We start from the raw sequence: 26427 nt of genomic DNA, 5'->3' as shown, positions 1-26427 counted from the left end.
ATTGAGATTTATTGCCCCTGGGGAAGGCCCACGGAAAGCAGTTGTTTTTTCCCCCCTTTCCGGGCATAGAAAAACAGGTTCCCCTGATCTTCATCGATAAGGGGCCGGGAGACCATCAGGGGGAGACGGGCCTCTTTGTTATCGATCAGTTTGCGATAGGTCATGGTTCCTGACGGGTCGAGGCCGATGGCAAAAAGGTGCCGGTTCCTGCTGTTGCCCTGTTTAAACATCAGGCGGTCATTTCCGATTTTTTGCGGCTGCTCCATGGAAGAACAAAGAAAATAGTACGATTGCCCGCCCAGGAGGCATGAACTGTAGGAAACATAGGCCCCGTCGCCCTGGGTCACCTCCGTTTTGTTGATATTCCTCGCCCATTCGAGCCTTCCCGAAGCATCGAGCCGCACGCTCACGATATCGTTGTGGTGGAACCGTTCCACGCGCATGCGGCCTCCGCTGGGGCTGGCCTGCATCCCCTCGGTCATAAAATATTCCTCGGCATTGAACAGCAGGGAGCCATCCTCCGCGGCATGCATTCCTTTAAAGACCAAATTCCTGACGTCCTTATCGGTTTCCTGCCCGAACTTGTCGCGCATGAATTGCTCCGAAAAGGGGTTGTAGACGCTTTTGGTAATTTCCAGGGTTTCCGGATGGAGTTCGGCGTATTGGATGCCGTTGTAGCGGTTATCTTTCCGGTCTGCGTAAAACCCCGCACAAATCAGCTTCCCATGGTGCCAGAGCGGCCTGAGCGCTTCCGAATAGGTCCCTTCCCGGTCAAAGACCCGGGAGCGGATCCCCCCCGGGTGCAGCCGCAGCAACTCGTACTGGAACTTCCGCTCCTCAGGCCTGAACCTCCGTTTCCTGAAATAGGCCTTTCCGACCAGATACACGGCAGAGAGGTCAGGGGCCACTTCCATTTCTTCAAAAGCGTAGTTTTTTTCCGCACCCGATTCCGAAAAGTCGAGGTCCATGAGCCGTTGGAGGCGGTTGTCAAAAACCAGGATCCGGTGCAGGTGCATCTCCCCCTCCCGTCGCAGCACGCTAATGGCAAATGCCCTGTTTCCGGGGTCCGCCAGAACGGTAGTGGTAAACCCGCTTTCAAAATTCCGGTTGTAATAGTTCCGGTCCAGCGGATTTTCCACCGGCTCGCCGGGAAGCCTGAGCAATTCCTGTTGGGTGAACCGGTCGCTGCCGAGCGGGGCCTGGTGGACCGTGTATAAATAGGCACCCCCTTCCTGGTCATAGGTCAGGAACAGGAGGTAGAGCTGCCCGTTTGCCACAAACCCCCTCACAAAATCCCCGTCGGTAAAGGCATACTCAAAGTCATCTATCAATTCAAGCCCTGCGTTATAGCGCTCGATAAGGTAGCCTTTGGGTTTCAGCACAAGGCCCGAAAAATAGGAGCGAACCACGACTTTTTCGCCCCCGGGCCCCGATTCGGCGAAGAGCAGGAGGTTGGAATACGGGTGCCGGTCGTTATAGGCCTTGCCCAGGTGGTATTCCAGGGGGATTTCCTGGGCCGGGGCAAGCCCGACAACCAGGAAAACCCCTATGGTGAAGAGGGTGCGCAACATAGGGTCCGATTTGCATTCAGCACCCGGGAAACTCAGGCGGCCGCTTTTCCAGGAAGGCCGTAGTGCCCTCCCGGAAGTCAGCCGTTGCAAAACAATTTCCAAAGGCTTCAATTTCCGCCTGAAAACCGGGTTGGTTACTACTAAAACCGGCATTTACGGCTTTTATTGCAGAGGCGATGGCCGCCGGGGAATTTTTGGCGATGTCACGGGCAAGGCCCTTACAGAATTCCACCAGTTCCCCGGGTTCCGTAACGTGGTTGACCAGGCCGTATTCCCTGGCGCGTTCGGCCCCGATCATCCCTCCTGTGAGGATCATCTCCAGGGCCCTGCCCTTCCCTACCAGCCGGGGAAGGCGCTGCGTTCCCCCATAGCCGGGGATGACCCCCAGGGAAACCTCAGGCAGGCCCATCCGCGCATTCTGGCTGGCTACCCGGATATGGCAGGCCATGGCGAGTTCAAGGCCACCCCCCAGGGCAAACCCGTTGACCGCAGCAATGACGGGGGTTCTCAGGTGTTCCACCCGGTCAAAAAGCGTCTGCTGCCCTTTTCGGGCCAGGTCCTTTCCCTCACGGGCATCGAAACCGGCGAATTCGGCAATATCCGCCCCGGCCACAAAAGCCTTGGGGCCGGAGCCCGTGAGGATAATCACCCGCACCTCCGGGTCGGCCTCCAACCGGCTAAAGGCCTTCCCAAGCTCTTCAATGGTTTGTCGGTTGAGGGCATTGAGTTTTTCGAGGCGGTCAATCCGCACCAGGGCAATTTTTCCTTCGATTTCTAGGGCAACATTCTGGAATTTCATGTAGACTGGATTATGGGTGATTTTGTTTTAGGGATCCTTACGGTAAACACCGTCCCCATTCCGGGTTGGGAGGTGAAGTCTATGCTTCCCCTGTAGGTCTCCACAATGGTCTTGACCATTCCCAGGCCAAGCCCCATGCCGCTGGTCTTGGTGGTAAACCTCGGCTCAAAGACCTTGTCCTTGAATTCCTCCCCTATGCCTTTCCCGTTATCGGCCACAGAGATTTTTACCATGTCGCCCTCAGAGGCCACGGAGACCAGGATTTTCGGGTCTTCCACCTCCGGCACGGCCTGTATGGCGTTTTTGACAAGGTTGGTGATTACCCTGATCAGCTGGGTGCGGTCCATCCTCGCTATCACCCTTTCTTCCCCGGCCATGAAATGGATAAAGGGTTCATTGAAGATATCGAGGGCGAGCTTGACCACCTGCACTACATTGAGGTTTTCATTTTGCTGGGCGGGCATTTGCGCGAAATTGGAGAACGCGGAGGAAATACTGCTAAGGGTATCGATCTGTTGGATGAGGGTCTTGCAAAATTCCTCCACTTTCTGGCCGACCTCAGGGTCCGACGGGTCGAATTTCCGTTCAAAGCTCTGCACGCTCAGCCGCATGGGGGTCAGCGGATTCTTGATTTCGTGGGCCACCTGTTTGGCCATTTCCCTCCAGGCCTGTTCGCGTTCGCTTCGGGCCAGCTTCGCAGCGCTGAGTTCCAGTTCGTCGATCATCCCGTTATAGGACTCAACCAACTGGGCGATCTCGGGGCTCGGGTCGTTGATGAGGATTTTCTCGTTGGTCCGGGCCAAACGCGTTTCCCGCAACTTATCGGAAATGGTCTGCAGGGAACGGGTGATATACTTGGAAATGAAATACGCCAGCAAAATAGCCAGCAGCAGCATCAGCAGGTAAACCCCGCCCAAACGCATCAGGAATTGCCTGAGCTCCTTGTCGTAAAAGCTGTTCTCTTCGAAGTAGGGGAGGTTCAGGATCCCAATGGGCTTGAAATGGCTGTCGGTGATGTAGGAATAGGACGCCTGGTATTTATAGCCTGCCGCCGCACTGGCTTCGACATAGCGCTTGTCGAGGCGGTGTTTGAGGGAATCCAGCACATAGGGCTCAAGGCGCAGGGAAACCGAATCATTCTCGAATTTGGGGCGGGAGCTTTTGATCAGCCTTCCTTCCAGGTCATAGATATTGAAATTGGCATCTTCCGTGATGGCGATGCGATAGATTTCGTCCCTGAAGATCAGGGCGAGGTTTTTGGTATTGATCGGGTAGGTGGTCCGTTGCAGCGCGAAGGTGATGGACTGCCGAATCTGGTCCTCCTTCCTGCCCAGCCGGTCTTCGTGGTAGTCCCTCGACTGTTCCTTGTACTGGAACACCGTAACCCCGGCAATCAGGACCGAAGCGATCAGGACCAGCAGGATCATGGAAACAAAGATCCTCGACCGCAATGATACCTTCCTGAACAAGTTCTTTGGATTTACCCGTAAAGATAGCAATAATCACGCCAAAATAAGGGGGTTATCCCCAGCCTGAAGATCCTGCCCCGTTCGGGCCGGGACGGATCAGCCTTTGCGCTCCCGCACCTTTTTGTAGGCCCTGATCCCAAGCATCAGTAGCCCCCCGAGCACGAACAGGCCGGCCAGTCCGTAAAGCCACTGCAAACTGCTTTTCAACACCGCGAGGAAGACCACAGCGAACAGGACCAGGGTGGCCCCTTCATTCCAGATCCGCATGAAGTCGGAGGTGTAACGGATGTCATCCCCCTGGAAGCGGAGGTACATTTGGTGGGTTTTTCCATGGTAGGCAAACAACAGCGCGATAAAGCCCAGTTTCAGGTGCATCCAGCCCTGCTGGAGCAGGGCCGGGTTGATCCAGAGCAGCCACAGGGCGAAGAAGGTGCACAGCACGGCTGCAGGCCAGGTAATGATATACCACAGGCGGCGCTCCATGATGCGGAACTGGTCTGAAAGCACTTTCCCTTCCGCCTGGGGCCTCGCCCCGGCTTCAATATGGTAGATAAACAATCTGGGCATATAGAAGAGGCCTGCAAACCAGGCTACCATGAAAATCAGGTGGAGGGCCTTGATATAGCCGTAATATGCGATCATACCGGGTTCAATGTTTTGGTAAACTTAATCCATAAACGCAAAACCGTAAAATGGGCCCTGGCGCTCCGGGAGCAATTAAAACTGTACTAAGGTTTGCTTCGGACAAGGAGGTGGCCTGCGGCAAAGGCCACAATCCCGGGTAATACCCAGCCCATTTGATATTGCTCAAGGGGCAACCACCCGGAGCCCCAGTCACCGGCTGCATCCCATCCCACGCTTTGCAGGAAAGGGGGAACGCTGAAGACCAGGACGGTAAAGACCACGATTTTGAAAACCCCCGGGGGGGACCATTCCCCTGGAAGCGCATTCAGTACAATCAGGGCAATGGTCAGGGGGTAGATGAACATCAGGGCAGGAAGGGCCACGGCGATGATGTAATCTACCGGGAGCTGCCCCATCAGCACCCCCAGGGCGCATCCGGCCAGGGCGGTAAGCCGGTATGCCCCTGAAGACCCCCGGAAACGCGATTGCATGAAATCCGCGGTGCCGGTTATGATGCCCACCGCGGTGGTAAAACACGCCAGGCTGATCAGGATGCTCAGGAAGATATTTCCGGAATGCCCCAGGGCCCAGGTGCTCATGCCCCGGAGGATTTCTGTGCGGCTCCCATTTCCGTCCACCGACCCGTAGAGGAGGGCCCCTGAAAACAGGAGCCCGGCGTACAGCAGGAACAACCCCAGCCCGGCGAGCCAGCCAGCCCTTGAAAGGTGCAGGAAACGCTCCCGCACTCCGAGGCCCGGGTGCTCGAGGTTCAGGGAAACCAGGATAACCCCTCCTACCACCACAGCCCCTATGGCATCAAAAGTCTGGTATCCTTCCAGCAGCCCTTCGCTAAGGGGGTGCGCTATGGTAACCGGCCCCGGCCCTCCAGGAGCCAGGAAGACCACACTGCCGATAAGCAGCAGGAGCACCAAAAGGATGGCCGGGGTAAGGAGCTTTCCGATAAGGGGGGCGATCTGCGACCTCCTGATCACCAACAGGTAAACCAGGGCAAAATACACCAGGCTGGTCAGCAGAGAGGGGGTCCCAAAAAAAGGGGCAATGGCCATTTCATGGGTAACGGAGGCCGTCCGGGGGGAAGGGAGAGCGATGGAAATGCCGTAAACCAGGAAGCAATACCCCAGGCTGAAGGCCGGGGAAACTTTCCGGCCAAAGTCATACATACCCCCCTGCAACCGGGCATGGGCGAGGATCCCCAACATGGGGATCAAAACCGCTGAAAGGCTGAAACCGATCCCGGTAAGCCACCACAGGGCCCCGGACCGGTATCCGAGCTGGGGGGGAAGGATCAGGTTTCCTGCCCCGAAAAAAAGGGAAAACAGGGCCAGGGCCAGGATCCAGTCTGCGCTTCGTTTCATTTTTGGAATTACGCCAATCTTTTTTAACTTCACGCCCCTTTGTCGAAAAATTATAAAAAACAGTCGGTGTGGTCCAATAATTCCGCGATTCCGTACGTTGAATGTTAGTTTAACGGAAATACATGCCTACTTGTGAACTAAATCCCCGCCTCCGCTGAAAGGTTCAACCCCCCGGAGGACTTTCGAACCCAAACACCTACGCCATGAAGAAATTCTTCTGCTCCCTTTTCGGCCACCACTTCAGGATCTCCAAAAGTGTGACCTCCCACATCAAGGAATACTCCTGTGTCCACTGCGGGAAACAGGTGACCACAGATGCCAGCGGCAACCTCTCCCTCCTCACCCCCGAACTCAGGGAAATCAACGAAACCCTGGAAAATATCTATCAAAAAAGGCACAGCCACAGGCCGCAGCAAGTGGCCTGATCCCTATTCGCCCTGAAAAGCGTTCCAGCCCTGGGCGGTGAGCGGAATACTGGAACCGCTCCTTGAAACCAGATTTGCCCCTTCCCCCTGATCCGTCATATGTCCGATTACCGTAAGGTTTGGGTTGCCCTTTACCTTCGGAAAATCCTTCTGGTCAATCGTAAACAGCAATTCGTAATCCTCGCCACCGCTTAGGGCGACCAGGGTGGCGTCGAGGCTGAACTCTTCACAGGTACTGATTACCATAGGGTCGAGCGGGATTTTGTCTTCATACAACCGGCAACCCGTTCCACTTGATTTGCAGAGATGGAGGATTTCCGAGGAAAGGCCGTCGCTGATATCGATCATCGAAGTGGGCGTAACCTCCAGTCCCTCCAGCAGGGCGATAACATCTTTGCGGGCTTCAGGTTTCAACTGCCTTTCCACAAGGTAGTGGTACGCGCCGAGGTCTGGCTGGTGCGCCGGGTTTACCTTTACGACCTCGTGTTCCCGCTTCAGGACCTGCAGGCCGAGATAGGCCCCGCCCAGGTCGCCGCTGACCACCAGCAGGTCATTGGGCTTCGCCCCGCTGCGGTAGGCCACTTTTTCCGGCTTTCCAAAGCCCAGAGCCGTAATGGAAAGGATCATCCCCTTGTTGGATGACGTAGTGTCCCCGCCCACCACATCAACCCCGTAGATCCGCGAAGCCAGCGCGATACCGGAATAAAGCTCCTCCAGCGCCTCGAGGGGAAAGCGATTGGAAACCGCAAGGGACACGGTAACCTGGGTGGGCTGCATGTTCATGGCATACACGTCGCTGAGGTTCACCACCACTGCCTTGTAGCCAAGATGCTTCAGCGGCGTGTAGCCAAGGTCAAAATGAACGCCCTCCACCAGCATATCCGTGGTGATGCCGAGGTATTTGCCGCCGATGTCCACTACGGCGGCATCGTCCCCAACCCCTTTTATGGTTGATGGCTGCGACTGCGTAAGGCCCTGGGTCAGATGGTCGATGAGCCCGAATTCTCCAAGTTCCCGGAGGTCGGTACGGTTGGGGTCTTTGTTTTCCAGCATAAGGCAAAAATAATACCCTTGCGCGGTACAACAGGCATAAGGGCCTCAAAAAGAAAAAGGCCCTTCCTTACTCCCGGGCTAAAGGCAGGATGGCCCTGGCCGGCGAAGCGGCATTTCCCCAAAGACACCTATAACGATTGCCAATATCCGGATACGTTATATTAATGTTAGGGATTGTGTAGAATCCGCTGTTCTTGCTATATTTGTAAGCTATTTAGATTAAATCCAATTAAGAATGATCAAGGTTTCCGATACCGCCAGGAAAAAAGTGGTTTCCCTCATGCAGGAGGAAGGCTTTGACATCAGCACCGATTATGTGCGGGTAGGGGTGAAAAGCGGTGGCTGCAGTGGTTTGTCCTATGAGTTGCGGTTCGACCGCGACCTGAGTGAGACGGATAAAGTTTTCGAGGACAACGATGTGAGGATCATTGTAGACAAGAAAAGCTTCCTTTACCTGGTGGGCACGATCCTGGAATATTCCGGCGGGCTCAACGGCAAGGGCTTTGTGTTCAACAACCCCAACGCACAACGCACCTGCGGGTGCGGGGAGAGTTTCTCCCTCTGACCGTCAGGTATACAATAACCCATGGGCAGGCCGCCCTGTGAATAAGGCCCCCCAGTAACCCAGAGAATATGGCTTATACCGAAGAAGAACTGAAGAAGGAACTGGAGACCAAGGAATACGAATATGGTTTCTATACCGACATCGAGTCGGATACCTTCCCCAAAGGACTGAATGAAGACATCGTTATCGCCATCTCCAAAAAGAAGGAGGAACCCGAGTGGATGACCTTGTGGCGCCTGGAGGCTTTCAAGGCCTGGAAGGAAATGGAGGAACCGGAGTGGGCAAACATCCGCTATAAAAAACCCGACTTCCAAAACATCTCTTATTACTCGGCCCCGAACAAAAAGCCGAAATACGACAGCCTGGACGAAGTGGACCCGGAACTGCTGGAAACCTTCAAAAAGCTGGGAATCCCGATGGAGGAGCAAAAAAAACTGGCCGGGGTTGCCGTGGACGTGGTGATGGATTCCGTTTCTGTCGCCACCACCTTCAAAAAGACCCTGGCGGAAAAAGGGATCATCTTTTGTTCCATTTCCGAGGCGATAAAGGAGCACCCCGAACTGGTGCAGAAATATATCGGCAGCGTGGTGCCGCAGAAAGACAACTTCTACGCAGCCCTTAACTCCGCCGTTTTTTCAGATGGTTCCTTCTGCTATATCCCCAAAGGGGTGCGCTGCCCCATGGAACTCTCGACCTATTTCCGCATCAACCAGGCGGGTACCGGGCAATTCGAACGCACCCTGGTCATCGCTGATGAAGGGAGTTATGTGAGCTACCTTGAGGGCTGCACTGCCCCGTCCCGGGATGAAAACCAGCTCCACGCAGCCGTGGTGGAACTCATCGCCCTGGACAACGCTGAAATCAAGTACTCCACCGTACAAAACTGGTTTCCCGGCGACCGGGAAGGCCGCGGGGGCGTGTATAATTTCGTCACCAAAAGGGGCCTTTGCGAAACCAATGCGAAAATTTCCTGGACACAGGTCGAAACCGGTTCTGCCATTACCTGGAAGTACCCCTCCTGCGTCCTGAAAGGCGATAATTCCATCGGGGAATTCTATTCCATCGCCGTTACCAATAACCACCAGCAGGCCGACACCGGGACCAAAATGATCCACCTTGGGAAAAACACCCGCAGTACGATCATTTCAAAGGGGATCTCTGCCGGCCAGTCTCAGAACAGCTATCGGGGCCTGGTGCAGATCAACCCCAGGGCAACCAACGCGAGGAACTTTTCCCAGTGCGATTCCCTGCTGATGGGCGATCGTTGCGGGGCACATACCTTCCCGTACATCGAGGTAAAGAACAAGACCGCCCAAATTGAGCACGAGGCGACCACGAGTAAAATCGGGGAAGACCAGATCTTTTACTGCAACCAAAGGGGGATCGACACCGAAAAAGCCATTGCCCTGATTGTGAACGGCTTCAGCAAGGAAGTCCTGAACAAACTGCCGATGGAATTTGCGGTGGAAGCACAAAAATTATTGGAAATCAGCCTGGAAGGATCTGTAGGATAACCATGACTATGAAGCTGAGCCTGAACATAATTTTTGGGGGGATGGCCCTCCTGGCAACCCTGGCCTCCTGCAAACAGGGAGGGGCAAAGGACCTCTCAATGGCCGACGCCGGTACCGGGCAGCGACCCGGGATCAGGCTGTATACCTTCGACGGGGGCACCGTACAGGTAAACAACCTGGAGCTCTTTGCGCAGGACTCTGCCTACCGGGGACAGACCAGTAAATTTGCTGATGCCTTCTATGTGGTGCAACACCCCAAAGGGACCCTGATGTGGGATGCAGGCCTTTCCGAGGCCCTGGTGGCCATGAAGGAACCATTCACCTCCCCTGACGGCAGCTTTACCGTGTCGCGATCCGATTCCGTGCACACCCAGTTGGCGCAGATAGGGATGTCGCCGGAGGATATTGACTTCCTGGCGCTTTCCCATACCCATTTTGACCATAGCGGGCATGCGGAAGCCCTGCCCGGGGCTACCTGGCTTGTTCAAAAGCAGGAGTATGACTGGGTGATGAGCAAAGAAGTGCGGGAACAGCAACCCGACATGTACAATGCGGTAAACGACCTGAAAAAGATCCGCAAGTTTACCGGGGACCACGATGTTTTCGGGGACGGGACGGTAGTGATCAAGTTCCTGCCGGGCCATACGCCAGGCCATTGCGCCCTGTTCCTAAACCTCCCGGAGGCCGGGCCGATACTTTTGAGTGGTGACCTGTACCACCTGTCGCTGAACAGGCTCCACAAGCGGGTCCCCATCTTCAATACGGATGTAAAACAAACCCTTGCCAGCATGGAAGTCTTTGAGGCTTTTGCCGATTCGACAGGGGCGAGGGTAATCCTGCAACACAGCAGGGACGATTTTGAAAAAATGCCGAAGGCGCCAAACTATTTAAAGTAATCGCTATGTTGAAAATAAAAAACCTGCACGCCAGTGTAGAGGACAAAAAGATCCTGAAAGGGATCAACCTGGAAGTAAACCCCGGAGAAATCCATGCCATCATGGGCCCCAACGGCTCGGGTAAAAGTACCCTGGCTTCTGTGATAGCCGGAAGGGAGGACTTCCAAATTACCCGTGGGAAGATCGAATTTGATGGGGAAGACCTCGATGATATGGCCCCTGAAGAGCGGGCCCATAAAGGGATTTTCCTCTCCTTCCAGTATCCCGTGGAAATCCCGGGGGTAACGGTCACCAATTTTATCCGCACGGCGATCAACGAAACCCGCAAAGCCAGGGGCCTGGAGGAAATGCCCGCCAACCAGATGCTCAAGATGATCCGGGAGAAAGCCGAACTGCTCGATATCGACCGCAAGTTCCTCTCCCGATCCCTCAATGAAGGGTTCTCGGGTGGGGAGAAAAAACGGAATGAAATCTTCCAGATGGCCATGCTGGAACCCAAACTGGCCATCCTCGATGAAACGGATTCCGGCCTCGATATCGATGCCCTGCGCATCGTGGCCAATGGGGTGAACAAATTGCGCACCCCTGAAAACGCCGTCATTGTAATCACCCATTACCAGAGGCTCCTGGAATACATCGTGCCCGATTTCGTGCATGTGTTGCACAATGGCAAGATCGCGAAGTCCGGCACCAAGGAACTGGCCCTTGAGCTCGAGGAAAAGGGCTATGACTGGATCAAACAGGAAGCAGTCCTGTAATTGCCTGATTTACGGAACCCCAATGGGATAATCGTCCAAGACATGAATTTGAAAGAAAAGCTGATCGCTTCCTTTATCGCGTTTGAGAACCAGGTAGACCTGGATAACCCGGTGCATGAAATACGGTCAGAAGCCATACGGAACTTTGAACAAAAGGGCTTTCCCCACCGGAAGATGGAAGCCTGGAAATACACCTCCCTGGACCGACTTCAGAAAGTCGACTTCAGCCTGTTTCCCTCAAAGGACAACGACCTGGAATACCGGGATGTAAAAAAGTATTTCCTGCATGAGGTAGATACGTACAAGATCGTTTTTATCGACGGGATTTACAGTTCCTACCTTTCCGAGACCACCCACGACGGGGTGGATATCTGCCTGATGAGTTCTGCCCTGAGCAAGCCGATTTATAAGCCCATCATCGACGTTTATTTCAACAAGGCGGCTTCCCGCGAAGAAACCCTTACCAGCCTCAATACGGCCTTTACCCGGGAGGGGGCTTATATCTATATTCCAAAGCACAAGGCCCCGCGGAAGCCCATAGAGATCGTGCATTTTTCCACGGGAAATGAAGCGGCCCTGATGCTGCAGCCCCGGAACCTCATTATCGTGGAAGAAAATGCGGAACTCCAGGTCATTGAGCGGCACCAAAGCCTTACCGGGAACGAAACCCTTACCAATTCGGTTACGGAGGTTTTCGCTGCTAAAAATGCCATTGTGGATTACTACAAAGTGCAGAATGACCGCGAATCGGCCAGCCTGATCGACAACACCTACATCAGGCAGAAAGACAACAGCCAGGTAAGTGTCCATACCTTTTCCTTCGGGGGCAAACTAACGCGGAACAACCTGAATTTCTACCAGGACGGGGAACACATCCAATCGACCCTGAAGGGGGTCACCATCCTGGGGGAAAAACAGCATGTGGACCACCATACCCTGGTACACCACCAGCAACCCCATTGCGAAAGCCACCAGGATTACAAGGGCATATACGGGGAACGCTCCACCGGGGTCTTCAACGGAAAAATCATTGTAGACCGCCTGGCCCAGAAAACCAACGCGTTCCAGCAAAACAACAACCTGCTGATCAGCGATAAGGCCAGCGTGAACACCAAGCCCCAACTGGAAATTTTTGCCGATGACGTGCGGTGTTCCCACGGCTGTACCATCGGCCAGCTGGACCAGGATGCCCTGTTCTACCTGCAGGCCAGGGGTATCCCCAAAAAGGAAGCGGCGGCCCTGCTGATGTACGCTTTTGCCAACAACGTCCTGGAAAGCGTGCGCCTGCCCGAACTCAAGCTGCGCATCAATAAACTGATCGCCCAAAAGCTTGGGGTACGCCTGGGGTTTGAATTATAACCCATTGCCCGCCCCCACTGCCCATAGCCTCCTGACGCCTGGCGGCGAGGGTTGTTTTTGTTGCGTCTGCCGTATAACCCTCCCGCAACCCGCATACCATGTTCGATGTAGCTGAAATACGAAAAGACTTTCCCATCCTGGCCCGCATGGTCAACGGATACCCGCTGGTTTACCTCGACAATGCGGCAACGTCCCAGACCCCTCGGCAGGTCATCGATGTAATCGTCGATTACTATTCCCGATACAACGCCAACATCCACCGGGGGGTGCATACCCTGTCGCAGGAAGCCACGGATGCCTATGAGCAGGCCCGGACTAAGATACAAAAGCACTTCAATGCCGCCCATGCACATGAAATCATCATGACTTCGGGCACCACCCACGGGATCAACCTCGTGGCCAGCGGTTTTTCCACTTTCCTGGATAACGGCGATGAAATCTGGGTGTCGGCCATGGAACACCACTCCAATATCGTGCCCTGGCAGATGCTCTGTGAGCGCACCGGGGCGATCCTGCGCATCATCCCGATGGACGAAAACGGGGAATTGGTGCTGCAGCCTTTCAGGGATGGGCTTTCAGAACGAACCAAACTCGTGTTCTGCAACCATGTTTCCAATGCCCTGGGCACCATAAACCCGATAGAGGAGCTAATCGCGCTATCGCACAGCGCAGGGGCCGCGGTGCTGATCGACGGGGCCCAGGCAGCCCCCCATATCAAAGCCGATGTACAGGCCCTGGACGCCGATTTTTACACCATATCGGCCCACAAGCTCTGCGGGCCCACGGGGGTTGGGGCCCTTTACGGCAAGGAAGCCTGGCTGAACCGCCTTCCCCCCTATCAGGGCGGCGGTGAAATGATCGCGGAGGTAACCTTCGAAAAAACAACCTATGCCGCCCTGCCGCACAAATTTGAGGCAGGCACCCCGGATATTTGCGGGGGGATCGCCTTCGGGGCCGCCCTGGACTACCTGAATGCGATCGGAATGGAGCGCATTGCCGCCTACGAGGGCGAATTGCTCGACTACGCCACAGCGGAACTCCTGCAGATCGACGGGCTGAAAATCTTTGGGCAGGCCCCCGGGAAGACCCCGGTGATTTCCTTCAACCTGGAAGGGATCCATCCGTACGACGTGGGGGCCATCCTGGACAAACTGGGCATTGCCGTGCGCACGGGCCACCACTGCGCCCAACCCATCATGGATTTTTACCGCATCCCCGGGACGGTACGGGCCAGTTTCAGTTTTTATAACACCCGCGAAGAAGTGGACCGCCTGGTGGCGGGGGTCGAAAAAGCCCGTCAAATGCTGTCATAAGGAGGCAGATTTGGAGCGGGCAGTTGACTATGCGTGCGACTTATTGTAAGTTTGGTAAAAATTGAGGCCATGCAGATTGAGGAAATACAGGAGGATATCATCGCCGAATTTTCGATGTTCGAGGATTGGATGCAGCGCTATGAGTATATGATCGAACTCGGGAAATCCCTTCCCCGGATCGAAGCGCAATACAAAACCGACGACCACCTGATCAAGGGCTGCCAAAGCAAGGTCTGGGTACATGCCGACCTGGAGGACGACAAGGTGGTATTCACCGCCGACAGCGATGCCATCATTACCAAAGGCATTATTGCCATCCTGATCCGCGCCTTCAGCAACCAGAAACCAGCCGACATCCTGGCGGCCAAAACTGACTTTATAGATGAGATCGGGCTAAAGGAACACCTTTCCCCCACCCGGGCCAATGGGCTGGTCAGCATGGTCAAACAACTGAAACTTTACGCCCTGGCCTTTGAAACACAAAGGCAGCCCGAAAAGAAGGGATAACCGCCTAAACAAAAACGTATGGACCCGCACACGGCAATAGACACCCAGGAACTCGGCGAAAAAATCGTCAGGGTTTTAAAGACCATCTACGACCCGGAAATACCCGTGGATATTTATGAACTGGGGCTGATCTACGACGTCTTTGTCAATGAAGACCAGGAAGTGAAGATTTTGATGACCCTCACTTCGCCCAATTGCCCCGTGGCCGAATCCCTTCCGGTGGAGGTGGAAGAAAAGGTGAAGTCCCTGGATATGGTGAAGGATGCCGAGGTGGAGATTACCTTCGATCCGCCCTGGACCCAGGATCTCATGAGTGAAGAAGCCAAACTGGAATTGGGATTGCTCTGAGAGGTAAGCGGTATGAAAGAGGAAATCGTCAACCGGGTGGCCGGCAGCAAACTCCTTACCCTGGACCTGGAAGAACTCTACCCCCGGGGGCAACGCTTTCGGGTGGACCTGAGCCAATGGCTGGAAGAAGGCCTGATCTTGCGGGAAAAAGAATTCCGGAATGCCCTGAAGGCGCATGACTGGGAAATCTACCGCGACGGGTTTGTAGCGCTTTCGTGCAGTTCAGATGCTATTGTACCCGCGTGGGCCTATATGCTGATCGGCTCATACCTCAAACCGGTGGCCAGGAAAGTGGTCGTGGGGTCTTCCGAGGCGATGGAAACCCTGTTGTTCAATGAATGCCTTGAAAAGCTGGACCTGGAACCCTACCGGGACCGCCCGGTGGTCATCAAGGGCTGCAGTAAGCTCCCCGTGCCCCTGTCGGCTTACCTCTGGTCCCTGCAACGATTGCAGGATGTGGCCAGAAGCGTGATGTTCGGGGAGGCCTGTTCCGCGGTACCCCTCTTCAAAAAAAGTTGAGCCCTTTTTTACCGAAACGGCATAATCCTTACCTTTGGCGCTCCTAAATACAACTTAAGACCCGATGAAAAACCTAGCATGTACCCTGATCCTTCTTTTGACCGGGATGGCTTCCTTCGGCCAGACCCTTGAAGAACTGAAGGACCTCAAAAAACAAAAAGAAGATTCCGTAAGTGCCATACAGGGCCGGATCGATGATCTGAACAAGCAAATCGATGCCTTCCCCGGTTGGAAAATAGGCGCTTTCGGCACCATTGGGGGAAGTATTTCCGAATTCAACAACTGGTATGCCCAGGGTTTCCCAAACAACTCTTCAGGGCGGATCGGCATCACGATAAACCCCTATGCCCGCCTCGATCGCGAGAAGTTTTTCTGGTACAACAACGCCCAGATCAACCTGGCCTGGACAAAATTCGACGACAAGGACGACCCGGCTGACGAAGAAGGGTTCCGGCAGTCGAACGACGTGTTCAACCTGTCTTCCCTGTACGGGTATAAACTTTCCGAGAAACTGGCCGCTTCCGCCCTTATGGAATACCGGACCACCCTGCTGAACAATTTCAACGACCCCGGATATCTGGACCTTGGGGTCGGGGTTACCTGGAAGCCGATTACCAATCTGGTGGTGGTGATCCATCCCCTGAACTACAACTTCGTGTTCAGCAAAGACGGGAACGATGTGTTTGAGTCGTCCTTCGGAACCAAGATCCTGGCCACCTACGAAAAATCCTTTAGCGGCTTTGACTGGAAATCGACCTTTTCGGGCTTCCAGAGCTATAAAAGCAGTAACCTGTCAAACTGGACCTGGACCAACAGCTTAGCCTACAAGGTTTGGAACGATATCGGCCTCGGGTTTGAATTCGGGCTGAGGGACAACAAACAGGAAGCTGTCAATTTTGCCATCCAGAACACCCCGGATACCGATCCGACCCCCACTTTTGACAGTGTGGACAACAAGCTGCAAACGTATTGGCTCTTTGGGTTGACCTATGATTTCTGATCCGGCAGAGGCCTTTGGCAAAAGACCCCCGAAGCAAGCTTCGGGGGTCTTTTTTTAAGAAAAAACGTTTCGCTCCCGGGGGTGCGAAAGATAAAATTCAGATCTGGGGATAAACACTATCACTTAAACACTTGTAAAGATACGCAGCCGGGACCAGAATTCCCGAATTTTTTGTCCGCAAATCCACCTTTGCCTCCCCAGGCCCCATTTTCCCCAACTTCCAGGAAGCCTTCAATTCTCCGGGGAGTACTCGTCGAGGTTTTCGGGATACAGGAAGTTATTGTATGGAAACCTCCCTATATGGATTTTGCGAACCTCCCGGTAGACCATTTTCCGGAATTCATCGAGGTTTTCCCTGTTGAGGGCAGAAATAAAGACCACATTGCCCGACATTCTTTGCATCCAGGTGTCTTTCCACTCCCCTATGGAGTAGTGCCTTGAGGTCCGTTCTGTTACGAGGTCGTCGGCGTCCAGCACCTCAGCCCGGTACTGGTCGATTTTGTTGAACACCATAAGGATGTTTTTATCGGCGCAATCGATTTCCGAGAGGATTTGGTTGACCGATTCGATATGGTCTTCAAAACTGGGGTGGGAAATATCCACCACATGGAGCAGCAAGTCGGCTTCCCGGACCTCGTCGAGGGTGCTTTTGAAACTTTCGACCAACTGGGTGGGCAGCTTTCGTATAAACCCCACGGTGTCGCTCAACAGGAACGGAAGGTTCCCCAGGACGACCTTGCGCACCGTGGTGTCGAGGGTGGCGAACAGCTTGTTCTCTGCAAAGACCTCGCTTTTGCTGATTACGTTCATCAGGGTAGACTTGCCCACATTGGTATACCCGACCAGGGCCACACGGACCAGGGCGCCCCTGTTCCCCCTCTGGGTTTCCATCTGGCGGTCGATTTTATCCAGCTTCTTTTTCAACAGGGCAATCCGGTCGCGGACGATACGCCGGTCGGTCTCGATTTCCGTTTCCCCGGGGCCTCGCATCCCGATACCCCCCCGCTGGCGCTCGAGGTGGGTCCAAAGGCCGGTAAGCCTTGGCAGGAGGTATTCGTACTGGGCCAGTTCCACCTGGGTCCTGGCATAGCTGGTGGTAGCCCGCTGTGCGAAAATGTCGAGGATCAGCCCGGTGCGGTCGAGGATTTTACACCGGAGCTGCCGTTCAATATTGCGCTGTTGTACAGGGCTCAGTTCATCGTCGAAGATGACCGCGCCAATTTCATGCTCCTTTACGTAGTCTTCTATTTCCTGCAATTTGCCGCTGCCGATAAAGGTTTTCGGGTTGGGGATCTCCACCCGTTGCACAAAACGCTTCATCACCTCGCCCCCGGCCGTATAGGTCAGGAACTCCAGCTCATCCATGTATTCCTCAACCTTTTCTTCAGGTTGTTCGCGGGTGATGATCCCCACCAGGATGGCGCGTTCATAGGAAATGTCTTTCTTCTCGAGCATATAGGATTGGTATGGTGCAAAACTACGCAAACAAAGCCAAGTTTGGATGTGCCCTGGTCCCTGGTCAGGACGAGGGGGCCATGATCAGGGAGCCGCAACCCTCTCCCGGATTACCCTTTGCGGGCCATGCTGCCCCCCGGGTCGTGCACTAAGGAGTCCCGGCCCAGGCACCCATCCCCCGCCTGGCAAATGCCCTGCGGCGGTTGGCATCATTGCTCCGGCTCATCCCCTGGCCGAATCCCATAAATCAGCAAATAACCTATCATCCAGAATTCTCCCAGGGTCGCAGGAATAGTCAAAACGTCCAACAGGGAATGTTTGACACCCGCATAATACAGCAGCGTGCTTACAATATACCCCACCCCTCCCAGGACCAGCACGCGGCCCAACCAAAGCGGCCATCTTTTTGAGGTGACAACAATGTGTCCCATTGGAATGAGCCAAAGCCCAAAGAAAAGACCTCCAATATTCCACGAATGCTTTATCAATTCTCCCAAAAGCGCTATCAGTACCATCTTGTCATCATACGATTGGGCTGAGGAATTTGCGATTTGGATGGCCGCCGCCATTGAAATGGCGCTGATCATAATAACCACCGCGTTTATCGTACCCCAAATTCCCACTGCCCAGGCCTTCCAGTCACTGATGCTTCTGAACAACCTGTAAAACCATAAGGCTGCAAGCGCCTGTGAGAGGACCAACAACAATTCAAATATGAGCCGCAGCCTTGCAAGAGAATCCGGGTCGGTCAGGTTGGTCAGGGTTTCTACCGGGTCACTTGAATAGACCTGGGGGTGGAATACCATAAACCCGAGGATCCCGGATACCGCCAGGAGCAAATACCAAATTCCGGCAACTCTTGCCGTTTTGACCAATTCCCTTTGTTTGTCATTCATATGCATAGTTTATCGGTTTGAAGAAGGCTACAAACCCTGTGCGTATTTCGATGCTTCTCTTTTTCCAATTATCCCGTCCCCGGCCATTTCCACGCCTGCGATACGATCGCTGCAAAAACCAAAAGTTCCACGAAGTTGAATAGCACGAAGAAGGTCTGCCAGTCATTCCCGAAACTGGTAGTTATGATCAGGATGGACATGCATGCATACAGGAAGGCAACCAGAACATTCAGCCACTTGTTGATTCGGGGCCTTAGAAAAACCGAAAGGAGGATCATCAGGGCCGGGAGGATCAGAATTCCGGAGAAAATCACCAAAAGCTGTGGCGATGTCGGCCCCATCGGTGTCTGGAGTGCCATCATTTTCTCCAGTTTCCCAGGGGTCATCAGCCGGAAATAGTCGGCATAGATGTACAGGAACATGAGGGTTGTCCAGAGAAAGGCCAGCTTGATCTTTATATCAACCCTGTCATCGACCAATGGTTTGGAACCTGTCTTCTTACTCCCGATTTTGAGTGTTTTTTGTAGTTGGTGTCCTTGTAAGACGATAAATAGCAAGGATTGTTACAGACTCCCCGATTTCAGGGCTGTCCCGGAGCCGATGTTCATTAGGGCAAACGGTATGCTTGTGGAAGCCTCCATCACTTCCTGTCCACATCACCTGATTTTGTACAGCGTATCCCAGGCACTTGCGCCGTCAGTGGTTTATTGAGGTTTTGAATATTCGATCAATTCCTCTTCGTAAAAAAAATCTTCCTGGGTTTGCGTGAGCTTAATGAAATTTTTTACTTCCGGGGCATACCACCAAACCTCATCCGTGTCGGCACTATATCCTCTCGAATTCGAGATTGTGCCTTTGTATTGAATTTTGTAGGCCATAAATGTTCCCGCTTCTACCGTCTCTTCCTGAAAGGATAAAACCTCAACATCCTGGCTTTGCGTGCCTTTTGTGCCATCTTGACTTGTCCAGCTATTTTCAAATTTCCACTTTTTGCCCACTTCCAGAGGCCAGTCATATTTAGGGGTTTCACTTTCATCTGGTTTCACCATATCTGCTACCGGAATAGTATCAGTTCCTATGGTCATTCCCAATTCTCCGTCAACGCTTACTATTTCTCTTGTATCCTCTCCTTCGGAACGTATTTCTCCTTGCGTTGTTACACCTTTATATTTCCAAACCCATTTTTCGCCAACTCTATAATCCGCTAAAGTGGGTTGTTGGGTGGCATTGGATTTTGTTGACTTGTTACAGGCGCTGAACATGGCTAAGGCAAAAAACAGTACAATTTGTCTTTTCATTTATTTGATTTTGATGTTGATTCTGTAATCGGTGAGTGATTCAGGATGGGGTTTTTGGAGGCTCGATTAGGTAGCCTTTCTGAATGGGGGTGCTACGTTTTGACGAAAATCAGGGGGTATTGTTACAGATGTATCCGATCCATTTGCTTTGTATGCTCTCTTATTATGGGGATATATGAAACGCATTCTGCCCGAACAGGTCATCACTGGAGGGCTGACGGCACAGATCTACACCTTAACGATCTGGTCTTCCTTAAGCAACTCCTCATTCCGCAGCCTCAGGAAGACCTGAGCTACAGTTATCACGTCCTGTTCGCAGTACTTTACTATTCGCTCCAGATCGTTCTCTTCATAATACACATCCCGGACCATACTCCCATCAATGTCTTCCTTGGGGGAGGGGATCCCCAGTACATGGGCCAGTAATTTCAGGGAGGTGTAATGCTTGAAGTCGCCGAATTTCCAAAGCTCCATAGTATCGAGGTGGGGCACTTCCCAGGGTTTCTTCCCAAAAAGCGAAAGCCTGGAGGGCAGGGCGATCCCGTGGATGACCATACGCCTGGCCAGGTAGGGAAAATCGAATTCCTTTCCGTTGTGTGCGCATAGCAGGTGTTGCGGCCGGTTAAAATACGTGTCCAGCAGATCCCTGAACTCCAGGAGCAACTGCCTTTCCTCCCCGCTAAAACTGCGTATCCGGAGCTTCCGGTTGCTGCCGGTCCCCTGGAAATACCCGACGGAAATGCAAATAACCTTCCCGAATTCCGCCCAAATCCCTGCCCGTTCATAAAATTCTTCAGCGGTGTATTCCTCTTTCCGCTGGTACTGCGTCTTGAGTGCAAATAACTCCCGGGCCTCCCCTGGCAGCTGGTCATAGGCCACGGCCTGGGGCACCGTTTCGATGTCGAGGAAGAGGATATTGCCCAACGGAACTTTGGCAATCATGCGAGAGGTTTATCACAAAATAAGCGTTTCTTCTGAAATTCGCCCTCAGGGGACGTGATTTGCCCCCGGGAGGCTGCTCAGACGGCTCCGGGAAAGCCCGACTCGCTAAAAAGCGAGGTCTGTGTCGAGGGGCTTTCGTGCTCCAGCAGCCATTTTTTTCGTGCAAGCCCACCGGCATAGCCGGTAAGGGAACCATCAGCACCCACGACCCTATGGCAGGGTACCACTATCCAAACCGGGTTCCGGGAATTGGCGGCAGCGACTGCCCGCACTGCCCCGGGATCGCCCACCCTCGTAGCGAGTTCCCATAGGAACAGGTGGCCCCAAAGGGGATTTCAAGGAGGGCTTCCCATACCTTTTTCTGGAAGGTGGTACCCTGAAGGTCCAGGGGCAGGTCAAACCATTTCCTGCCGCCCTGAAAATATTCATGCACCTGCTCACAAGCCCTGGCCAGTGAAGGAGGGATCAGGCCCCTTTCGGAAGGCTCCGCGCAGCACCGGAGCGAAGCAAGTCCCCTGGGGCTTCCGTGGAGGGTGATCCAACCCAGGGGGGTCTGCAGGTGCGCCTGTTCCATATGTATCAGATTATGCCCGACCGCTTGGCCCGGTCCTCCCATTTTTTGCGCGCCAGCAGCTGCAGGTCTTCCACATTGTCGCTTTCATCCATGATCTCGAGCCCCAGGAGGGTTTCAATGACGTCTTCCATGGTCACCAGGCCGCTAACCGACCCATATTCATCCACCACAAGGGCCACGTGCTCCCGGTTGCGGATCAGGGTATCGAACAATTGGGGGATAGGCGTTTCCCTTCGGGTTACCAGCAGGTCGCGGCGGATCTCGGCCAGGGTCATCTTCCCGTTATCGTTGATCAACTCCTCCAGCACGTTGTCCTTAAGCACAAAACCCGTTATCGAATCCTGAGATTCCCCATACACGGGGATCCGCGAAAAACGAAGCCTGGGATTCTCTTTAAAAAAGGCTTCTATGGTTTGTGTTTCGGGGGCAATTTTCATCACGGTCCTCGGGGTCATTACATCCTTTACCCGGATCTCCTCAAATTGGAGCAGGTTTTTGATCACCTTGGATTCAGATTCTTCAAATACCCCCTCTTCATGGGCAATGTCGGCCATAGCGGTAAAATCTTCCCGACTCAGTACACTGCCGTGGTGGCTTTTCCCGATCAACCGGGTAAAAAGCTGCAGCATCCACATCAGGCCGGTCACACGCATGATCCATACCATGGCCTTCAGGGCAAGGGCAGCAAATCCGGCCAGTTGCTTCCAGTAGGTAGCCCCTATGGTTTTCGGGATGATCTCTGAAGCTATCAGGATCAACAGGGTCATCAGGGTCGAAACCACCGCGACCATGAGGTCTTCCGTAAAGCGAAACCCCAGGAGGCTGTGGCTTTGCTGGCCATAATGGTCGGTGTAGACCGCCTTGGCCTGTACCCCCACCAAAATAGCCCCAACCGTATGGGCGATGGTGTTGAGGGTCAGGATGGCGATAAGCGGCTGGTCCACATCTTTTTTGAGCTCCTCAAGGGTAACGGCAAAGGCTTTACCCTCCTTTTTCCTAAGGTTGAGGAATGTAGGGGTAATGCTTAGCAAAACCGCTTCCAGGATGGAGCACAGGAAAGAAAAAAAGATGGACAGAAAGGCGTAGAAAAACAAAAGGCCCATAATGGTATTTTGATCGTTCTAAGTTACAATAAATTGTGTCGGGTGAAACCGGGTAACATGAACTGGTTTTTCCCCTAAATCCAGGTCAACCCCCTTTTGTCCTTTCGGCATTCCCAAAGCAAAATTGGCACCCATAGCAGGCAATCCTGCCGTTCAAAAGGAATTTTATCTATCCCAGCAGGCGTGTCGCCTCCCTGGCAAAATACGTGGCAATGAGGTCGGCCCCTGCCCGCTTGATAGACAGCAGCTGTTCCATCATCACGGTATCGTGGTCGAGCCAGCCCTTTTCAGCAGCCGCCTTTACCATGGCGTACTCCCCGGAAACCTGGTAGACTGCCAGGGGAACGTCGAAGGCCTCCCTCAGGTCACGTACGATATCAAGGTAACACAACCCGGGTTTAACCATCACAATGTCGGCCCCTTCGGCGATATCCGCCTCCGTTTCCTTAAGGGCCTCCCTGCGGTTGCCGGGGTCCATCTGGTAGGTCTTCTTGTCTGCAGGGGCCTCTTCCCCGGCCACAGGGGCCGAATCCAGGGCTTCCCGGAACGGCCCGTAGAAGGCACTGGCATATTTGGCACTGTAACTCATGATGCCTGTATCGGAAAACCCCGCCTCATCAAGGGCCGTGCGGAGGCCGAGGATGCGCCCGTCCATCATATCGCTGGGGGCGAGCATGTCGGCCCCGGCCCGGGCATGGGAAACCCCCATGGCACCCAGCACTTCCACGGTCTGGTCATTCAAAATGCGCCCAGCTTCCACAATCCCGTCGTGCCCAAACCGGGAATAGGGGTCCAGGGCCACATCGGTCATGACCCACATTTCCGGGCAGGCCTCCTTTATGGTTTTTATGGCCCGCTGCATCAGCCCCCCCGGGTTCAGGGCTTCCTTTCCGGAATTATCCTTCAGGCTGTCGGGCACCTTTACAAATAACAGGACCGCTTTGAGCCCCATACCCCATAGCTCCTTTACCTCGGTTTTCAAATGGTCCAGGCTGAGGCGGTAATACCCGGGCATGGAGGCAATTTCTTCCCGTACCCCCTGCCCTTCGACAACAAAAAGGGGTACCAGGAAGTCATCCGGGCTCAGGGAAGTTTCCCGGACCAGGTTCCGGAGGGCCGGGCTGGTCCTGAGGCGTCGGTTTCTTTGAAGTGGGTACATCTGTTTTGGATATTTAAGGATTAATCCCAATCAAATTTACGATTAATGGCGTCAGCCCGGGCGATCCAATTTTTAGGAGCCCGGATGCGGTAACCCAAATAGGCTTCGACAAAATACAGGCGGTCGTCGAGGCGAATATTCCTATCGGCCCTGTGTTCCAGGAATGTATAACCGACATCAAGTCCAAAAAAAAGTCGCTCTGAATTATAGCCCAAACCTCCCCGAAAAATACTCTCCCACAACAGCGAAGTGGTAGACCCTCCATCCTCTTCCAGGATATTGACCCCAATCCCCGTGGTATTCCCCAGGGAGATCAGGATATTCCTGCCAATGACCCAGTTGTAATGGTATCCCGGGCCGAGGCCAAAATCAAAGGAATGGGCCCGGGCCGCACTGCCTTCGCCCTGGTCGAGCCGATATCGGGTATAATAGGCCACAAACCGGGGGACAAAACTGCCGGCACTCCTGTGCTGCCATTCATTCTGGGAGATAAGGGCCCGGAAGGAAAAATTCGGGTTGAACACGTAGGCCGTGGTTCCGCCGAATTTACGGGACTCAAAATTGGGCAGGTAGACCTCCAGGTCCTCAAATTTTCCAAAATACCCCCGCTGGTCGTAATAATCGAAGGTTTGCATCCACTTGCCTGCAAATAACCGCAGGTTCATATTGAACACCCTGGCGCCCTCTTCATCCCGCTCGGGATTCATAAAGGCAGGGGCAAATCCAAAGCTGGCATCCAGGGCGCGAAACTGGGCAGAAACCTTTAGTTGGTTTCTGTTGATAGGCCTGTAGCGGAAGGCATCCCCGGCTTCATCCCTGAGCAAAAACCGGTTTGCGCTTTGCTGCCATCCGCTCCTGAAGGTAATCTGGTTTGGGAAAGTGGTTATAAAAGGCAGTGAATCCCCTTCAGGCAGTGCCTCCTGACCCTGCAAAAAAACCGGGCAACATAGGAGGAAAACCAGACCCAATCGTTTCAAACCCATTCCACAGGAGTTTCAAGGACTTTGATAAGGGCTGCCTCCTGACTCCCGGGCTCCGGGTAGTGGTCGTAACGCCACTGCACCGCGGGCGGCAGGCTCATCAGGATGCTTTCTATGCGCCCATTGGTTTTTAGCCCGAAAAGCGTCCCTTTGTCGTGGACCAGGTTAAACTCCACATAGCGCCCCCTGCGGATCTCCTGCCATTCGCGGTGCCGGGCATCATAAGGGAGTCCTTTCCGCCGTTTGACAATAGGCAGGTAGGCCTGTAGGAAGGAATCCCCCACTTCGGTCACAAACCCATACCAGTCGCCTGCGCTGCGGCCCTCCCCGGGCCTGAGATAGTCGAAAAAAAGGCCCCCGACCCCCCTGGCCTCTCCGCGGTGGTGGTTCCGGAAGTAAGCATCGCATTTTTGTTTGTATTCCGGGTAGAATCCCGGGTCATGGGCATCACAGGCCGCCTTGCAAACCCCGTGGAAATGGCGGGCATCTTCCTCAAAAAGGTAGTACGGGGTCAGGTCCTGCCCGCCCCCAAACCACTGGTCCACGACCTTGCCCCCTTTATCATACATCTCAAAATACCGCCAGTTGGCATGCACGGTAGGGACCATGGGGCTTTTTGGATGCAGGACCAGGCTCAGCCCGCAGGCAAAAAAATCGACCTCCCCCACCCCGAAATACTGTTGCATGCTTTTCGGCAGGGGGCCATGCACCGCAGAAATGTTGACCCCCCCTTTTTCAAATACCGCCCCGTTTTCGATCACCCGGGTACGGCCGCCCCCGCCCTCGGGACGCTGCCAAAGGTCTTCCCGGAAACGGGCCCCGCCGTCTTCGGATTCCAGGGCCCCTGTAATACGGTCCTGCAACTCCTCTATATAGGTGTAAAATTTATCCTTCATGGTAGTCCTTTACGGCCTGTATGAATGCCCCGGCGTGGGATACGGGAACATTGGGCAGGATGCCATGGCCCAGGTTGACGATGTAGCGGTCCACCCCAAATTCCCTGATCATGCCATGGACCATTTTGCGGATGGTCTCGGGGGGCGAAAGCAGGCGGGCCGGATCGAAGTTGCCCTGCAGGGTAATCTGTCCGCCACTCAGCATGCGGGCGGTTTTGGGGGAACAGGTCCAGTCTACCCCGAGGGCGGAGGCCCCGCTTTGGGCCATGGTTTCCAGGGCAAACCAACATCCCTTCCCAAAGACGATAACGGGCGTGAGGGGCTTTAAGGCTGTAACGATCTGCTGCAGGTACTGCCAGGAGAATTCCTGGTAGTCGGCCGGGGAGAGCATCCCCCCCCAGGAATCAAAAAGTTGTACCGCATGCACCCCGGCTTCCACTTTGGCTTTGAGGTAAGCGATAGTGGTGTCCGTGATTTTTTGCAGCAGGTCATGGGCGGCCGTGGGATCGGTAAAGCAAAAGGATTTGGCCAGGTCAAAATTCTTGCTGCCCTGCCCCTGCACGCAATAGCAAAAGATGGTCCAGGGCGATCCGGCAAAACCGATCAGGGGGACCGCCCCGTCGAGTTTTTCGTTCGTCATGCGTATGGCGTCCATCACATACCCCAGCGACTCCTGTATGTCCGGGATCCGCACCCGGTCCACATCCTGCACGGACCTAACCGGGTTGGGAAGCCAGGGGCCGACCCCGGGTTTCATTTCCACCTCGATATCCATGGCCTGGGGCACCACCAGGATATCGCTGAACAGGATAGCGGCATCCATCCCAAACCGGCGGATGGGTTGTACCGTAATTTCGGAGGCCAGTTCAGGGGTTTGGCAGCGGGTGAAAAAATCATATTTGTCCCGTATCTCGCGAAATTCGGGAAGGTAGCGGCCTGCCTGCCGCATCATCCAGACCGGTGGCCTGGAAACCGGTTCGCCTTTGAGGGCTTTGAGGAAAAGGTCGTTCTTAACCGATGGCGCCATA

29 protein-coding genes are annotated in these 26427 nt (G+C 54.2%); 11 read left to right on the top strand and 18 right to left on the bottom strand.

What is annotated here, in order from left to right; genetic code table 11:
- Positions 1-8 precede the first annotated feature (8 nt).
- From NG653_RS05680 to NG653_RS05660, 5 genes are all read right to left on the bottom strand, one after another.
- Positions 9-1571, bottom strand: coding sequence for a hypothetical protein (locus NG653_RS05680; protein ID WP_252740711.1), 1563 nt, complete (start codon positions 1569-1571; stop codon positions 9-11).
- A 16-nt stretch (positions 1572-1587) separates the two neighbouring features.
- A complete protein-coding gene (locus tag NG653_RS05675) occupies positions 1588-2370 on the bottom strand; it encodes an enoyl-CoA hydratase/isomerase family protein (protein ID WP_252740710.1) in 783 nt (260 codons plus the stop codon).
- The gene (locus NG653_RS05670) at positions 2367-3797 is read right to left on the bottom strand and encodes a sensor histidine kinase (RefSeq protein WP_252740782.1); all 1431 of its coding nucleotides are present in this window, start codon (positions 3795-3797) and stop codon (positions 2367-2369) included. Before NG653_RS05670 ends, NG653_RS05675 begins: the two co-directional genes overlap by 4 nt.
- Before the next feature lie 138 nt (positions 3798-3935).
- Positions 3936-4481 carry a CopD family protein gene (locus tag NG653_RS05665; RefSeq protein WP_252740709.1) on the bottom strand — a complete coding sequence of 182 codons (546 nt, stop codon included), beginning with the start codon at positions 4479-4481 and terminating at the stop codon, positions 3936-3938.
- Positions 4482-4567: 86 nt separating this feature from the next.
- Positions 4568-5839, bottom strand: coding sequence for a branched-chain amino acid transport system II carrier protein (locus NG653_RS05660; RefSeq protein ID WP_252740708.1), 1272 nt, complete (start codon positions 5837-5839; stop codon positions 4568-4570).
- 203 nt (positions 5840-6042) lie between these two features.
- Here NG653_RS05660 and NG653_RS05655 point away from each other — a divergent pair, with 203 nt between their 5' ends.
- Complete coding sequence (locus NG653_RS05655) at positions 6043-6264, top strand: DUF1660 family phage protein (protein WP_252740707.1); 222 nt, start codon at positions 6043-6045, stop codon at positions 6262-6264.
- Between the two features lie 3 nt (positions 6265-6267).
- Here the strand turns inward: NG653_RS05655 and thiL are convergent, their stop codons facing one another.
- Positions 6268-7317 carry a thiamine-phosphate kinase gene (gene thiL / locus NG653_RS05650; protein ID WP_252740706.1) on the bottom strand — a complete coding sequence of 350 codons (1050 nt, stop codon included), beginning with the start codon at positions 7315-7317 and terminating at the stop codon, positions 6268-6270.
- A gap of 235 nt (positions 7318-7552) precedes the next feature.
- Between thiL and NG653_RS05645 the strand changes: the two genes are divergently transcribed.
- From NG653_RS05645 to NG653_RS05600, 10 genes are all read left to right on the top strand, one after another.
- A complete protein-coding gene (locus NG653_RS05645; RefSeq protein WP_252740705.1) occupies positions 7553-7882 on the top strand; it encodes a HesB/IscA family protein in 330 nt (109 codons plus the stop codon).
- Positions 7883-7950: 68 nt separating this feature from the next.
- Positions 7951-9396: a Fe-S cluster assembly protein SufB gene (sufB, locus tag NG653_RS05640; protein WP_252740704.1), complete on the top strand. Its 1446-nt coding sequence runs from the start codon at positions 7951-7953 to the stop codon at positions 9394-9396.
- 8 nt (positions 9397-9404) lie between these two features.
- The gene (locus NG653_RS05635; protein WP_252740703.1) at positions 9405-10292 is read left to right on the top strand and encodes an N-acyl homoserine lactonase family protein; all 888 of its coding nucleotides are present in this window, start codon (positions 9405-9407) and stop codon (positions 10290-10292) included.
- A gap of 5 nt (positions 10293-10297) precedes the next feature.
- Positions 10298-11050 (top strand): Fe-S cluster assembly ATPase SufC, encoded by a 753-nt coding sequence (sufC, locus tag NG653_RS05630; protein WP_252740702.1) that lies wholly within the window; start codon positions 10298-10300, stop codon positions 11048-11050.
- Positions 11051-11092: 42 nt separating this feature from the next.
- Entirely contained in the window at positions 11093-12409 is a 1317-nt protein-coding gene (sufD, locus tag NG653_RS05625) for a Fe-S cluster assembly protein SufD (RefSeq protein ID WP_252740701.1), read from the top strand.
- 98 nt (positions 12410-12507) lie between these two features.
- The gene (locus NG653_RS05620) at positions 12508-13722 is read left to right on the top strand and encodes an aminotransferase class V-fold PLP-dependent enzyme (RefSeq protein WP_252740700.1); all 1215 of its coding nucleotides are present in this window, start codon (positions 12508-12510) and stop codon (positions 13720-13722) included.
- Positions 13723-13791: 69 nt separating this feature from the next.
- Complete coding sequence (locus NG653_RS05615; RefSeq protein ID WP_252740699.1) at positions 13792-14229, top strand: SufE family protein; 438 nt, start codon at positions 13792-13794, stop codon at positions 14227-14229.
- 18 nt (positions 14230-14247) lie between these two features.
- Positions 14248-14577 (top strand): DUF59 domain-containing protein, encoded by a 330-nt coding sequence (locus tag NG653_RS05610; RefSeq protein WP_252740698.1) that lies wholly within the window; start codon positions 14248-14250, stop codon positions 14575-14577.
- A gap of 12 nt (positions 14578-14589) precedes the next feature.
- On the top strand, positions 14590-15096 hold the full coding sequence (locus tag NG653_RS05605) for a DUF2480 family protein (protein WP_252740697.1): 507 nt from the start codon (positions 14590-14592) through the stop codon (positions 15094-15096).
- Between the two features lie 64 nt (positions 15097-15160).
- Positions 15161-16096 carry a DUF3078 domain-containing protein gene (locus NG653_RS05600; RefSeq protein WP_252740696.1) on the top strand — a complete coding sequence of 312 codons (936 nt, stop codon included), beginning with the start codon at positions 15161-15163 and terminating at the stop codon, positions 16094-16096.
- A gap of 231 nt (positions 16097-16327) precedes the next feature.
- Here the strand turns inward: NG653_RS05600 and hflX are convergent, their stop codons facing one another.
- The 12 genes from hflX to hemE all read right to left on the bottom strand — a co-directional run bounded on the left by hflX (position 16328) and on the right by hemE (position 26426).
- Complete coding sequence (hflX, locus tag NG653_RS05595; RefSeq protein ID WP_252740695.1) at positions 16328-17551, bottom strand: GTPase HflX; 1224 nt, start codon at positions 17549-17551, stop codon at positions 16328-16330.
- 209 nt (positions 17552-17760) lie between these two features.
- Entirely contained in the window at positions 17761-18447 is a 687-nt protein-coding gene (locus NG653_RS05590) for a DUF4386 domain-containing protein (RefSeq protein WP_252740694.1), read from the bottom strand.
- Between the two features lie 68 nt (positions 18448-18515).
- Positions 18516-18926, bottom strand: a complete 411-nt coding sequence (locus NG653_RS05585) for a DUF6326 family protein (RefSeq protein ID WP_256470423.1) — start codon at positions 18924-18926, stop codon at positions 18516-18518.
- 225 nt (positions 18927-19151) lie between these two features.
- Positions 19152-19745: a hypothetical protein gene (locus NG653_RS05580; RefSeq protein ID WP_252740692.1), complete on the bottom strand. Its 594-nt coding sequence runs from the start codon at positions 19743-19745 to the stop codon at positions 19152-19154.
- 228 nt (positions 19746-19973) lie between these two features.
- Positions 19974-20687 carry a 3'-5' exonuclease gene (locus tag NG653_RS05575; RefSeq protein ID WP_252740691.1) on the bottom strand — a complete coding sequence of 238 codons (714 nt, stop codon included), beginning with the start codon at positions 20685-20687 and terminating at the stop codon, positions 19974-19976.
- 77 nt (positions 20688-20764) lie between these two features.
- Complete coding sequence (locus tag NG653_RS14820) at positions 20765-20959, bottom strand: methylated-DNA--[protein]-cysteine S-methyltransferase (RefSeq protein WP_370281072.1); 195 nt, start codon at positions 20957-20959, stop codon at positions 20765-20767.
- Positions 20914-21261, bottom strand: coding sequence for a methylated-DNA--[protein]-cysteine S-methyltransferase (locus NG653_RS05570; protein WP_370281071.1), 348 nt, complete (start codon positions 21259-21261; stop codon positions 20914-20916). Before NG653_RS05570 ends, NG653_RS14820 begins: the two co-directional genes overlap by 46 nt.
- 5 nt (positions 21262-21266) lie before the next feature.
- A complete protein-coding gene (locus NG653_RS05565; RefSeq protein ID WP_252740690.1) occupies positions 21267-22364 on the bottom strand; it encodes a CNNM domain-containing protein in 1098 nt (365 codons plus the stop codon).
- A 169-nt stretch (positions 22365-22533) separates the two neighbouring features.
- Positions 22534-23523, bottom strand: a complete 990-nt coding sequence (gene hemB / locus NG653_RS05560) for a porphobilinogen synthase (protein ID WP_252740689.1) — start codon at positions 23521-23523, stop codon at positions 22534-22536.
- Positions 23524-23543: 20 nt separating this feature from the next.
- On the bottom strand, positions 23544-24500 hold the full coding sequence (locus NG653_RS05555; protein ID WP_252740688.1) for a DUF4421 family protein: 957 nt from the start codon (positions 24498-24500) through the stop codon (positions 23544-23546).
- Complete coding sequence (gene hemF / locus NG653_RS05550; RefSeq protein WP_252740687.1) at positions 24497-25399, bottom strand: oxygen-dependent coproporphyrinogen oxidase; 903 nt, start codon at positions 25397-25399, stop codon at positions 24497-24499. Before hemF ends, NG653_RS05555 begins: the two co-directional genes overlap by 4 nt.
- Positions 25389-26426: a uroporphyrinogen decarboxylase gene (gene hemE, locus NG653_RS05545; protein WP_252740686.1), complete on the bottom strand. Its 1038-nt coding sequence runs from the start codon at positions 26424-26426 to the stop codon at positions 25389-25391. The genes hemF and hemE overlap by 11 nt, the downstream gene beginning before the upstream one ends.
- Position 26427: the final 1 nt, after the last annotated feature.

It is taken from the genome of Robiginitalea marina (genome assembly GCF_024006985.1).
GTDB classification, from domain to species: Bacteria; Bacteroidota; Bacteroidia; order Flavobacteriales; family Flavobacteriaceae; genus Robiginitalea; species Robiginitalea marina.
The sequence above is the reverse complement of the archived record's forward strand: the minus strand, read 5'-3'. Positions and strand labels throughout refer to the sequence as shown.